This is a genomic window from Chryseobacterium sp. GQ58 (genome assembly GCF_059758895.1).
Window position 1 is genome coordinate 271444 of record NZ_JCAXEH010000002.1, and the last position, 14754, is coordinate 286197.

Annotated in this window: 7 protein-coding genes; all 7 read left to right on the top strand. The window is 36.2% G+C overall.

The window, feature by feature from the left end; translation table 11 throughout:
• Positions 1–138: 138 nt before the first annotated feature.
• The 7 genes from AC6CHK_RS05450 (at position 139) to AC6CHK_RS05480 (ending at position 14734) form a co-directional block, all read left to right on the top strand.
• Complete coding sequence (locus tag AC6CHK_RS05450) at positions 139–2916, top strand: glycosyl hydrolase (protein ID WP_498094297.1); 2778 nt, start codon at positions 139–141, stop codon at positions 2914–2916.
• Positions 2917–3018: 102 nt separating this feature from the next.
• The gene (locus tag AC6CHK_RS05455) at positions 3019–4869 is read left to right on the top strand and encodes a rhamnogalacturonan lyase (RefSeq protein WP_498094299.1); all 1851 of its coding nucleotides are present in this window, start codon (positions 3019–3021) and stop codon (positions 4867–4869) included.
• 150 nt (positions 4870–5019) lie between these two features.
• Positions 5020–6183, top strand: coding sequence for a glycoside hydrolase family 88/105 protein (locus AC6CHK_RS05460; protein WP_498094301.1), 1164 nt, complete (start codon positions 5020–5022; stop codon positions 6181–6183).
• Positions 6184–6354: 171 nt separating this feature from the next.
• The gene (locus AC6CHK_RS05465) at positions 6355–8028 is read left to right on the top strand and encodes a hypothetical protein (protein WP_498094303.1); all 1674 of its coding nucleotides are present in this window, start codon (positions 6355–6357) and stop codon (positions 8026–8028) included.
• 141 nt (positions 8029–8169) lie between these two features.
• A complete protein-coding gene (rhaT, locus tag AC6CHK_RS05470; protein WP_498094305.1) occupies positions 8170–9258 on the top strand; it encodes an L-rhamnose/proton symporter RhaT in 1089 nt (362 codons plus the stop codon).
• A 350-nt stretch (positions 9259–9608) separates the two neighbouring features.
• Positions 9609–12653, top strand: a complete 3045-nt coding sequence (locus tag AC6CHK_RS05475) for a SusC/RagA family TonB-linked outer membrane protein (protein WP_498094307.1) — start codon at positions 9609–9611, stop codon at positions 12651–12653.
• A gap of 17 nt (positions 12654–12670) precedes the next feature.
• Entirely contained in the window at positions 12671–14734 is a 2064-nt protein-coding gene (locus tag AC6CHK_RS05480) for a RagB/SusD family nutrient uptake outer membrane protein (RefSeq protein WP_498094309.1), read from the top strand.
• The last annotated feature ends 20 nt before the right edge of the window (positions 14735–14754 follow it).

A 14754-nucleotide genomic window follows, 5' to 3' on the forward strand; every position in this document is an offset into this window, starting at 1 on the left:
AATAAGCAGTTTGTCATTCTGAATGAAACGAAGTAGAGTGAAGAATCTATTTGTAAGCAGATTTCTCGTTCCTCGACACGAGAGCTTGCTCGAACTGAACGAAGTTAAATGACAAACGTTAAAAGTAAAGATTTAATAATGAAAATTAAAAATATCATAAAACTCAGCGTTATCTGTTTTGCGTTCGGAAATCTCTCCGCACAAAATCCGTGGCCAAAAACTACCGAGTCTGCCAAACCTTGGGCACGTTGGTGGTGGATGGGAAGTGCCGTTGATGAAAAAGGATTAGATAAACAATTGACGACACTTTCACAAGCTGGTTTTGGAGGTGTAGAAATCGTCCCGATTTATGGCGCAAAAGGATTTGAAAATAAATACATTAATTATCTTTCTCTGGAATGGATGAAAATGCTTCAATTCACGACCAACAAAGCAAAAAGCCTGAATATGGGTGTCGATATGTCGGTTGGAACAGGTTGGCCAATTGGTGGACCGCAAGTTGACGAACAGGATGCTGCGACGAAAATGATTGTTCAGACTTACTCGATTGCTCCAGGTGAAAAATTTTCGGAAAAGATTGTTTTAAAAGATGAAAAACAAAAGAATTTAAAAACAGTAAAGTTAGATATTGTAACTGCCTATAATGAGAAAAACGAAGCTGTTGTTTTGACTGATAAAGTGAATAGTGATGGTGTTTTAGATTGGAAACCTAATTCTGGTAAATGGACTGTTTATGCAGTTTTTATTGGAAAAACGCTTCAAAAAGTAAAACGTGCAGCTCCGGCAGGAGATGGTTATACTTTAGACCATTTTTCACCGGAAGCAACTAAAGATTATTTGAAAACTTTTGATAAAGCTTTTGGAAATTCCAACTACGGAATCCGTTCTTTTTTCAATGACAGTTACGAAGTTTACAACGCCGATTGGACGCCGGATTTTAAAGATGAATTTAAAAAGAGACGGGGATATGATGTAAGCCCGTATATCAAATATTTGGTAAGTAATGAAGAAAACGAAATTGCGGGTAGAATAAAATCAGATTACAGAGAAACGATGAGTGAACTGATTTTAAACAATTTCACCAAAGATTTCACCAATTGGGCACATTCCAAAAACTCAAAAAATACCAATCAGGCACACGGTTCGCCGGGAAACTTATTGGATTTATATGCGGCCGTCGATATTCCTGAATCTGAAACTTTTGGAAGTACAAAATTCGATATTACAGGGTTGAGAAGAGATGTGGAAGATATTAATACAAAGGAAATTCCTGATATTAATATGCTGAAATTTGCATCTTCGGCTGCAAATGTTACGGGAAAACCTTTGATTTCTAATGAATCTTTTACGTGGTTGACGGAACATTTTAAAACTTCTTGGTCACAGGTAAAACCCGAAGCTGAGCAGATTTTTTTATCTGGAATCAATCATATTTTTTACCACGGAACAACGTATACACCTTCAGATGTTCAGTTTCCGGGCTGGCTGTTTTATGCTTCGACCAATTTTGTTCCGGAGAATAGTTTATGGCCTCATTTGAAGGGTCTTAATTCTTATATTGAAAGAACTCAAAGTGTTTTGCAGAGCGGAAAACCGGATAATGAACTGTTGATGTATTGGCCAATTTATGACCAATGGGCGAGTCCGAAAGGGAAAGATGTGACATTCAAAGTTCATAATGTTGAAAAGTGGTTGCAGCCAACGGTGATGTATAAAAACCTGACAGAATTAAGCAAAATTGGATATTCTATTGATATGGTTTCTGATAAAATGATTAGCGAGTCGAAGTCGGAAAATCAGAATATTCAGGTTACCAAAAATGGTGGTTCTTACAAGGTTTTAGTTATTCCGGAATTGACTTATTTGCCTGAATCTACTTTAAAAAATATTTTGGAATTGGCTCAAAACGGAGCTTCAATTATTTTTCAAAACGTGCCGAAAGATATTCCAGGAAATTTTGAAGTGGAAAAAAGAAGAACTCAGTTAAAATCGTTATGGAATCAAATTCCGTTTCAAAACCAAGCCGGAAATGTGAAAATGGCAAGCTTCGGAAAAGGTAAAATTGTTTTGAGTTCGGATGTTGCGAAAGCTTTAGAATATTTAAAAATAGAAAGAGAAAAACTGACCGACACCGGATTGAAATTCGTAAGAAGACAGTTTGATGGCGGAAAATATTATTACATCGTCAATCATACTTCAAAAGAAATCAATGAATTTGTTCCTTTAAGTTATTCAGGAAAACAGGTGGCTTTGATGAATCCTGAAAATGGAAATTTTGGCGTTGCTGAAATACAGAATAATTCGGTTAGAATTCAACTAAAATCTGGTGAATCTTTAATTATACAAGCTTCCGAAAATACAGATATTACAATTCCAAAATGGAAATATATTGAAAAAACAGATACTCCGATTGTTTTAAACCAACCTTGGCAACTGACTTTCAAAGAAGGTGGTCCTGAACTTCCAAAATCCAAAACTTTAGACAAGCTTCAACCTTGGACAAATTTTACAGAAGATTCATCAACGCAGAGTTTTTCAGGAACAGGAGTTTATACGACTTCATTTAAATTAAAGAAAAATAAAGCAGATGATTTTGTTCTGAAATTTGACAAGCTGTACGAAAGTGCAAAAGTAATCGTCAATGGTCAGGATGCAGGAATTGTGTGGAGTATTCCGTTTGAAATCAACATTGGAAAATATTTAAAGAGAGGAAAAAATACCATTCAAATCGAGGTTTGTAATCTGATGACAAATCGAATTAAATATATGGATGAAAATAAAATCCAGTGGAGAAATTATCACGAAATCAATTTTGTGAACATTAACTACAAGTCGTTTGATGCGTCCAACTGGAAAGTTCAACCTTCCGGATTGGATGGACAAATTCAGTTATTTCCATTATATTATTCAAAATAGATGAAAATGAAACAAAGTATATCAAAATAATTTGTGCAATCGATTGAATTATATTAATTTAAATAATTCAGAATTATGAATATAAAATATAAATTTATTTTAATGGCAGTTCTTTTCTCACAACTCCTTTCAGCACAAAGGCAAATGGAGTATTTGAAAAGGGGAATTGTTGCGATGCCTTCAGAATCAGGAATTTTTGTGAGCTGGCGTTTGCTGGGCACAGAACCTCAGAATATTCAGTTTGATTTATATCGTATTGAAAATAATAAAAGCAAAAAACTGAATGAAAAACCATTGCTCAACGAAACAAGTTTTTCAGATAAAACAGCAGATAAAACAAAGAATTACACTTATTTCGTAAAAACAAATACACAGGATCAATCGGTTGATATAGATTCTGCGAAATATGTTGCTAATCAAAAACCTTATTTTTCAATTCCTTTAAAAACTCCGGTTGGATATACGCCCAATGATGCTTCTGTTGCCGATCTGGACGGAGATGGTGAATATGAAATTGTCCTTCATCAAACTGGGAAATCTAAAGACAATAGTCAGAAAGGTTTTACGGATGAACCAATTATTCAGGCTTATAAATTGAATGGAAAGTTGTTGTGGGAAATTAATTTAGGAAAAAACATCAGGGAAGGTGCGCATTACACACAGTTTTTAGTGTATGATTTAGACCAGGATGGCAAAGCAGAAGTGGTCATGAAAACGGCAGATGGAAGCAAAGACGGTAAAGGCAAATTCATCGGAGATCCTATAAAAGACTATAGAAATGAAAACGGATTTATCCTTTCGGGGCCTGAATATTTGACTGTTTTCGACGGACAAACAGGCGAGGAAATTAATACGGTTGATTATATTGTCCCGAGATTTCAAGGCAGTCTGAATCCGTCTCCCGAACAGCTTATCGAAACCTGGGGCGATGCAAAAGGGAACCGTTTAGATAGATTTTTAGGAGCAATCGCTTATTTAGATGGTAAAACGCCAAGTGTAATAATGTCGAGAGGTTATTATACCCGAACAGCAATTGCAGCCTGGGATTATAAAGATAAAAAACTCAGTTTACGCTGGCTTTTTGATACGGAAAGTTCAGAAGAAAATAAAAAATACCGTGGCCAGGGAAACCACAATTTGAGCATTGCCGATGTTGATAACGACGGAAAAGATGAAATTATTTTTGGTGCAATGACGGTTGACGATAACGGAAAAGTCTTGAACAGTACAGGTTTTGGTCATGGTGATGCGTTGCATGTTGGCGATCTTGACCCTTCAAATCCAGGACTGGAAATTTTTGATATTCAGGAAAAGTTTGGTGATGCAGGAGCGCATTTCAGAGATGGGAAAACAGGAAAGGTTTTATGGAAATTACCTTCTTTAATTTATAGTAAACAAGGAAAATATCAAGGTCCCGGAAGAGGATTGTCTTTAAATATTGATCCCAGATATGAAGGTTCAGAATCTTGGGCTGCCGGAGCCGGATTGAAGGGTATTTACAATACTAAAGGAAAAAAAACAAGTGATAAAAATCCTCCTGCCAATATGGGAATATATTGGGATGGCGACTTTTTAAGCGAAATTCTTGACGGAACTTCCGTGTCAAAATGGGATTGGAATAAAGAAAAAACAAATCTTATTTTTGATGCTAAAGATTTTCAGTGTGAATCGAATAACGGGACCAAAAAAAATCCCGCTTTGGTTGCAGATTTATTCGGAGACTGGCGTGAAGAAGTGATGTACAGAACTTCAGATAACCAGGAACTGAGAATTTTCAGTTCAACAATTCCAACAAAGCATCGTTTATATACATTGATGCACAATCCTCAATATCGATTAAGTATTGTCTGGCAGAATGTAGGATACAACCAGCCTCCGCATACCGATTATTATTTGGATGAATCGGTGAAAGAAATTCCGAAACCAAATATAATTACTGTTAAGCCCAATTAATTGTATCCAAAAGTTGTGCAGATTTTAGCTCCAGAGGAGCAAAATGTTTGTAGGTATTTATTAGAAGAATGGAGAGCTCCGTTAGGAGCGCAACCTTTATCGAATAGAAGTATCTGAAAATATTAGAATAATTAAAAAACTTAAAATATTATGAAAAGAGTTCTAATGAAAAGTGGTTTTTTTGCCTTGGTTATTGGATTTTTATCCTCTTGCTCGGTTCAAAAACAAACGAATGTAGCAAATGTTGGTCTTCCAGACAAAAAAGAGGTTTTGGAAGTTTCAAGAAGAGCTAATCAATATTTTATGAACAAGTGGCCAGACACAGGAAAAGATATTGTCGGTAAAAAAGTATGGCCAAGTAATCTTTGGACAAGAGCTGTTTATTACGAAGGATTGATTGCTTTATACAAAGTTGATCCTAAAAAGGAATACTACGATTACGCAATGTCTTGGGCCAATAACCATAAATGGGATCTGATGCGCGGAACGTATACCCGAAATGCAGACCACCAAGCTTGTGGACAAACTTACATCGATTTGTATGAAATTGATGGAAAGAAACATACGGAAAGAATTAAAAATGTAAAAGCTTCGATGGACAGCATGATTGCTACTCCTAAAGTGGATGATTGGTGGTGGATTGATGCACTTCAAATGTCGATGCCGATTTTTACGAAATTAGGTAGAATTACAGGAGAGCAGAAATATTTCGATAAAAATTATGAAATGTATGCTTATACAAAATATAAGCACGGTGGAAATGGACTTTATAATCCTAAAGACAAGCTTTGGTGGAGAGACAAAAGTTTTGTTCCGCCTTATAAAGAACCAAACGGCGAAGATTGCTATTGGAGCCGAGGAAACGGTTGGGTAGTGGCAGCTTTGGCGCGTACGCTGGAAGATACACCGAAATCAGATCCTCATTATCAGGAATATTTGCAGGATTATAAAGATTTATTAGCGGCTTTGCTTCCTATCCAGAGAGAAGATGGATTTTGGAATGTAAGTTTACACGATCCTAGCAATTTTGGAGGAAAAGAAATGACGGGAACTGCTCTTTTCGTATACGGAATGGCATATGGAATTAATAATGGTTTAATCGACAGAGATACTTATTTACCGGTTGTTGTTAAAGCTTGGAATGCAATTGCAAAAGATAGTGTTCAGCCGAATGGATTCTTGGGTTGGGTACAGGGAACCGGAAAAGAACCTAAAGACGGTCAGCCGCTTTCTATTGACAAAGAACCGGACTTTGAAGATTATGGTTTAGGTTGTCTTTTACTTGCCGGAAGTGAGGTTTATAAATTAAAATAGAATTAATAAATGCAACTGCTTATAAAGTTTCAAAGATTTTTCACAAATTTTCAAATAAGCAAAATGGAGTTATTTACTTTAATGAAATTTGATTTTTGGGTTCGGCGGTTGCAATTAAATTTTAATTACAGAAATATTTTCATAAAAATAATTTTTGTTTTTTCAATCAGCTTGTTTAAGGCTCAAGAATTTTCGCAATCCACGATTATTATCCCCGCTTCTGATTTTTTAGATGAAATTCCGAAAGGCAATTACATTACCACCGCCAATGAGCAAAAACAGGAATGGCTATTCAACAATACAGGGATTTTATTGAATTCTGAAACGAATCTGATGACCAGAATCGAAGTGTCTGAAGAAGGGCAATATCATCTTTTTGTACGCAGCAGCGGTAATGACGAAAGCTCTTTTAAAGTTATTATAAATAATGAAATCACCGAAAATATCTTCGGTCGAGAAAAGCTCAGTTGGGAAAAAGGAGGAATATTTAATCTTAAAAAAGGAATTAACGATGTTAAAATAACCAGAATTCGCGGCGATGCCATGTTTGACGTTTTGGCATTGAGTAAAAATTCAAATCTTTCGGAAAAAGATATTTATTCAAAGCAACTCAATGAAGATGTTCAGTTACTTAAAGAATATAGAATTCCGATAAGTAATGCGGTTAAATTTGGTGATGTAAATGGAGATGATAAGACAGATTTTCTTGTTCTTGAAAGAGATTTCTCAGCCAGAGTTTTTGATAATGATGGAAGAGAACTTTGGAACTGGAAAGCTCCCGAAGAATATAAAAAAGAGCGTTCGGAGTTTGAAGCACCCGGAGTTGTTTGGGATTTTGATAATGACGGGAAGGCCGAAGTCGCACATTGGCGAATGATAGACGGAAAAGAGTGGCTCGTAATAGCAGACGGACAGACCGGGAAAATAAAACATAAAACTGAATGGCCGACACAGCCGCTGCCACACGCTTATAATAATTTTAGGCTTGCGGTAGGAAAGTTTACAGAAAAAAGTCCCAATAATTTGGCTGTGTTTACGGATATGGGAAATACTATTAATATAACCGGGTATGATAAAAAATTGAAAGAACTGTGGCAGCACACCGAGAAACGTAAAAAAGATAATCTTGGACATTACATTTATCCGATAGATTTAAATGGAGACGAGCTTGATGAAGTTCTTGTGGGATCACTCTTGTTGGATTCAAAAGGTAAAGAAATCTGGAACAGGTTTGATTTGTTGCCCGATAATCATGATCACGCAGATAGCTATAAATTTGCAGACATTAACGGAGATGGGAAACTCGACATTGTTACGGCAAACAGCGAAACCGGGATTTTCATTTACGAAGGAATGACCGGAAAAATAATTTGGCAAAATGTAGCTGAACACACTCAACAGATACAGGTGGGAAATTTTCTAAAGGATGTTCCTGGTTTGCAGGTTGTAGCGGGAGGGCGAACTTATGGAAACCGTAAAATAGGAGAGCCTTATCTTTCAAGTCAGTTGTATTGGTTTAATCAGGTCGGGGATTTACTGTTTAAATGGCCCGGAAATCCTATCAACGGAAATCCTGATTTTATAAAAGGCTTTTGGAATGGTAAAACAGAGCAGCTTTTCTGGTATAAGTTCAAAATTGAAGAAAATGGCAAAGGAAAATTGTATTTTCCTGATCCTGTTTTTCATATGTTTGATTTTACAGGAGACGGTGCAGAAGAAGTAATAACGCTCGGTTCGGGATATTTACGGATTTGGGGAAGTAAATCTGCCGTGAGATCAGGAAAAGACAGAAAAAAAGATATCATTTATCTGAAAAATACAGTTGTGAACCATACTCATTATTGATTTTAAAAGTAAATTATTTTGTATAATTTCGTTTAATTAATCGACATAGTTTTTAATAATATATTATTGATCCCATGACACTACAAGACACGCAATCGATTTCATATAACTAATTTTCAAACTCAAGCAAGACGATAAATTATGAATGCATTATTAGGAGTTTTATTTCATTTCTTAGGAGGATTTTCTTCGGGCAGCTTTTATTTGCCATATAAAAAAGTAAAAGGCTGGTCTTGGGAAACATATTGGTTGATAGGAGGAGTTTTTTCCTGGATCATTGTTCCGCCATTGGCGGCATTTCTTACCATTCCAAATTTTTGGGAAATCATACAGAATGAAAGTTCTTCCATATTGGGATTAACCTTTTTGTTTGGTGCCTTGTGGGGAATTGGAGGTTTTACTTATGGTTTGGGAGTTCGATATTTGGGCGTAGCGCTCGGAAGCAGCATTATTTTGGGGCTTTGCATGGTGTTTGGCTCATTGGTTCCTTCTATTTATTATGAATTTTCTCCTCAAACAGGGAAAGACAATATAGGTCTGATGCTTTCCAGCACATGGGGACAATTTGTTTTATTGGGTCTTTTTGTTTGTGTCATCGGAATTATCATCAGCGGAAAAGCGGGAATGATGAAGGAGAAACAGCTACAAAGCAATTCAATAGATCCTCACGGTTTAGAAGTGAAAACAGAATATAAGTTCGGATTGGGATTGATTGTTTCCATCATTTCGGGTGTTTTAAGTGCTTGCTTTAACTTTGGATTAGAAGCCGGAAAACCAATGGCAATTGTTGCTAATGAAGCTTGGAAAGTAGCTAATCCGAATCAGGGAGAATTTCTTTTTCAAAATAATGTAACCTACGTTGTTGTTCTTTGGGGCGGAATGGCAGTCAATCTGATTGGCTGTTTATATTTAGCTTTTAAAAATAAATCTTATACCGATTATACCAAAAAGAATGTACCGGTTGTGAAAAATATTATTTTTTGTGCGCTTGCCGGAACCATGTGGTTTTTGCAGTTTTTCTTTTACGGTATGGGAGAAAGTAAAATGGGGAATGGCGCAAGCTCATGGATTTTACATATGGCCTTTATCATTTTTATTGCCAATTTATGGGGCATTATTATTAAGGAATGGAAAGGAGTTTCCAAAAAAACAATCACAACTATTTCTGTCGGAATGATCGTGATGTTTATCTCTATTTTGATTGTAGGATACGGGAATTCTTTGCGATAATCTTTCTTAATCCAGTTATAATTATCATATCCAGATAATATATAGTTTCAATTTTGTAAGGCACTGATTTGTTCAGTGCTTTTTATGTTGATGAATAATTATTTTTAATTCTGAACGCAAATGAATGATCAAATTATTACTGTAAAATTCCGTTAATAATTGTAAAATTTATTTTAGATCTTTCATCAGATTATTATGATTTTTGAATTTAGATTAAATGTTTATATCTAATTATGATAAATTATGAATTGTAAGATGCAGGATATTGCAGGATGCCAGAATTTTTGTAACACTGTACATTGGTAACGTGATAATTTAACAATAATTTAATACTACTAAAAAGTTAATATATGTCTTTAATAATTAAACATAAGGATGTTAAGCGAATAGTGTTTCCTGCATTTTTGCTTTCATCATGTTTCCTCTGGGGACAGCAGACAGTAAGTGATACTGCAAAAACAGATACTAAAGATATCGAGGAGGTGGTAGTGATTGGCTACGGAACAGTAAAAAAATCAGACCTTACAGGATCTGTATCATCAGTATCTGCAAAAGATCTTGCCGCAACTCCCGCAATGAACGCTTTACAGGCTCTGCAAGGTCGAGCAGCAGGTCTTAATATTGTTACCGCCGGTGGTGCACCGGGAGCAAATGCGAGTGTTACGGTTCGTGGGGGCGCATCGATTACGCAAGGTACTGAACCACTTTATATTGTTGATGGTTTTCAATTGGATAATGCCTTGAACATCATTAATCCGAATGATATTGAAAGTATTGATGTGTTAAAAGGAGCTTCTGCAATCGCGATTTATGGTGCTCGTGGTTCCAACGGTATTATTGTTATCAAAACAAAAACCGGGAAAAAAGGAAGAGTGACCATCAACTATAATTCTTTCATGGCATTTGATATGCTTTCAAAGAAATTGGATATGGTTTCCAATCCTGAGCAGTATGTGAAATATCAGTATGAAATGGCACAACTTCAGGGAAAAACAACCCAGTGGAGTAATGTTTTTGATAATAGCTTGGGTACAGATTCGCCGGGATTTTATACTGGCGCATTTGGAAGAATCAATAATCGCTACGGATCAGCCTCTGCATTAGACTGGCAGGAAAAAATGCTTGGCGGAACAGGAGTTACCACAAATCAGAATATCAGTGTTTCTGCAGGTAATGAAAAAACACAGGCTTTCATCAGTTACAATTACAATAAACAGGAAGGTTTATTACAAAATTTTAATGAAACAAGAAATTCATTACGTGCCAATATCAATTCAGAATTGTATAAGGGGATACGTTTAGATTTCAGTTCAATGTTTACTTCCAATTCTACAAATGGAGGAGGATCATATTCGGGAATGAAGAAGATACTTCTTCAGCCTATTACAGGAGGAACATTATTTACACAAGATCAGTTATTTAATACTCAGACTTTTCCGGATTATTCTTCTTTAGACTCAAGTTTTGATACAGAAAATCCATATGTGGAAACCAGAGCATCCACACAAAACAGACGTGCAAGAACATTTTTAGCGAATGTAGGTCTTGAATTTGATTTATTAAAGAATTTCACTTTCAGAACAGCGGGCTCATATAACTGGACAAATACTAAGGCTACCGCATTTTCAGATAAAAATTCACGTGCATTTCTTACAGATCCTGTCAATACAGGAATCAACGGAAGTATTGCAAATTCTGAAGCCTACAGATATCAGATCACAAATACATTAACCTATAATACAACTTTAGGTGAAAAACACAAATTGACTGGTTTAATAGGTAATGAAATCATCTATGAAGAAAATGAAAGTAACAGCATGAGATTGATAAGATTCCCATCTATTTTAAATTATGGATTGGATGATATATCAAATGCTACAGTTGCCGATAAAGAAACAGACAGGTCTTCACTTAGCTTAATTTCATATTTTGCACGTGTAAATTATAATTATGGAAATCGTTATTTATTAACGGGTACAATTCGTCGTGACGGATCTTCAAAGTTTGGTCCGGATAACAGATGGGGAGTATTTCCATCAGTAGCTGCTGCTTGGAGAACATCCGAAGAAGGTTTCTGGAAAAATTCTAAAATTGAAAATTATATTAATGATCTGAAGTTCAGATTTGAATATGGGATTGTAGGTAATAATAGTATACCAAATAACGTATTTAGAACCAATGTTGTTCCGACCGATTATCCGCTGAATAATACTGTGGGTAACTTAGCCTTAATGACAAGCAGTGTTTTGGGTAATCGTATGGTACAATGGGAGGAGATGAAATCTACCAACGTAGGAGTTGATTTGGCTTTGTTTAACAATAGAATTAAAATCACTTCTGAATGGTACAATAACAATGTAAGCGGAATGTTGCTGGAGACTATACTTCCTGCTTCTACAGGATATTCAACAAGGTTTGTTAACGTAGGTTCCATGAAAAATACCGGTATGGAATTCACCTTAAATTCAATCAATTTAAAGACTGAAAACTTCAGATGGTCTACAGACGCCAATATCGGTTTCAATAAATCAAAAGTATTATCTCTTGATGAGGGAAGAACCTTCAGAAACTTCAGTGTAGGAGGAAACAGATCTGGTATGGTAACGTATTATGCTACAGTTGGAGAAGAATTAGGTGATATGTACGGATATGTTTATCAGGGAATTTATACAACTGATGACTTTATCCAAGATGCAAATGGCACTTTGTCTTTAAAACCGGGAGTTGTGAAGCCCGCGTCGGGAACTCCAAAACCCGGTGATATCAAATTTGCAGCCGATAATGAGGCGGGAGATCAATTTACAAGAAAACTCGTAAAAATAGGAAATGGAACACCGGATTTTATTGGTGGAATCAGCAATAACTTTTCTTACAAAGGTTTTGATTTGGCAGTATTTCTGAAGTTCAGCGTGGGCGGTGATATTTACAATGCTACTAAACACAGTATGAGCCCTTATGCATTATTCCAGAATGTGCCTTCAGAATTCGGAAACAACTATTACCATCTTATTGATCCAAATACCGGACAGGCGGCAACAAGTTTGGTAAGAATAAAAGAACTTAATCCTGATGAAGAATCACGTCTTTGGAGCTTAAACAATACAAATTCCGGTTATATAACTTATCCTTCATCATATTATGTAGAAGATGGTTCATATCTGAGAGTTGCTATGGTAACATTGGGTTACTCTTTTCCTAAAGAATTTTTAAATACTGTTAAATTATCTAATGCACGTATTTATGCAACTGTTAATAACTTAGCAACAATTACAGGCTATTCAGGATTTGACCCGGAAGTTTCGGCGGCAAGCGGCGTTACGGTTACACCAGGTTATGATAATTCTTCCTTTCCACGTTCAAGAAGTTATGTTCTTGGTATCAATCTTACTTTTTAATATTTAATGTTTCAATCATGAAAAATATAGTAAATAAACATAATTTCATAAAAAGATTAATAATAATTCCGTCTATTTTGATCGGCGGACTTGGCATCAATTCTTGTAGTGAAGATTTTTTAGATCAACCTGCCTATAATTCATCTGATACAGAATCTGTATTTACAAATATAGAAACTGCAGATGCATTCGTTCAGGGGCTATACAGAGGTATTGTTCCTACCGAAATGTTTTATCAGTTGGGTGCAGGAGATACTGTTACCCACTCTTCGGAAGACGGAACAACTAATAACTCCAAATACAATATTGCCAACTATCAGTATGATGCCTATACTCCGAATACAGTTACAGGAATATATGCTGCCATGTATGCAGTAATAGAAAGAAGCAATATTGCGATCGACAGGTTACCGGATATGCCAGCCAGCCCAAAGCGTGATGCATTATTAGCAGAGGCAAAGGCTATTCGTGCATTTTGTTATTATAACTTAATCAGAGTTTACGGTGATGTACCTGCAATCTGGATACCTCTGGAAGAGGCAGATCCTAACGATCCAAATACACTGTATCCGAAACGTACTTCACGCGATGTGATTTATGATAAGGTAATTGCAGATATACAGGAATCTATAAATAATATGCCTGCATCAAATGGAACTCCCGAAAGATTAAATAAGCAGTCAACTAATGCACTTTTAGCAAAAATTGCTTTGTATGCAGCAGGTTATTCTTTGCGTTGGGATCTAAATACAGGAGCTGCCGGAACGATGTCTCGTCGTCCGGATAATAACAGAGTTCAGCAATTATATCAGATTGCAGATGCAGCAGCAGCTTCTGTAATTAATGGCGGAACTAATAGCTTAGTTCAGGCTCAGGGAAACAAGAGTGGTTTCGAAGCTTTGTGGTTCAATTTCTGCCAAAGAAACTTTGCGGCTGTAAATCAGGAAATGCTTTGGCACATCGCCGAATACGGACCAAATACAAACTCTGCATTTGGAGTTTATGCACATCCGGGTTCAAGAGGCGGTACTTACGGTTCTCGTAAAGCACTACAATTTATACTTCCAAGTTATTATCTTTCTTTTAATCAGGGAGATACGCGTAGAGATGTTTCATGTACCTCTTACAGTATTTATTTCTTAAACAATGGTAATGCAAGTGATAAATGGGTCGACGTAGGAACTACATATTCTTGTATTATGCCAGGTAAATTCAGATTGGGATGGTGTGTTGAGCCACAAGGTGCAAGCGAGCGTAATCTCAATATTCCTATTATAAGATATTCTGATGTTTTATTGATGTATGCAGAGACCCAAAATTATCTAAATGGAGGACCAACCGCTCTGGCAATAGCTGCTTTAATGGAGGTAAGAAATCGTGCAGGAGTAGGCTCTTTACCGGTTCCGAGTGGTCAGCAGGCTTTTGAATCGGCAATCGTTCAGGAACGTAAGTGGGAATTTGCGGGCGAATTTAATCTTCGTACTGATCTGATCAGAATGAACCGTCTTGCCAGCGAAATTGATGCTACAAGACAAGCAATGAAGAATTTATCAAACCGTACAGGTCAATTTGCAGCGACACCAATTTACCGTCTTTACAAATATCATCAGAATGCACAAATTTATGGCGATCCGTTTTTGGCGGTTACTTATATTGAGCTAACAAATCCGGCAGAAATTGCAATAGCTCAAAATGTCCCTACAAATTCAGCAAATTATGCAGCTTATCAAACTGCATTGGCCAATATCGTTACAGCACACGGACAAACAGTGTTGCCTGATGATAAATGGTATCCTGTCAATATGTTCCAGGCTTATACAAGTACATTTAATGGTAATGCCAGAAAGGCTGTAGGATTTACAGGAGGATTTAATACCCTTCAGATTGGAAATATTATCTACACAAAACCAACCGGATCATTTGAAAACGGTGGTGTATATCCAAACTGGATAGAAGGTAATGGAGACGGTCTTTTCTACGGATTTATACCAAATAAAACAGAATTGCTTCCGTTTGCTGCAGCTTCTGCAGGTCATCCGCTTGTTGATAATCCAAATCTAAGCCAGCTTCCCGGATATTAATCAAATAACAATCACCAATC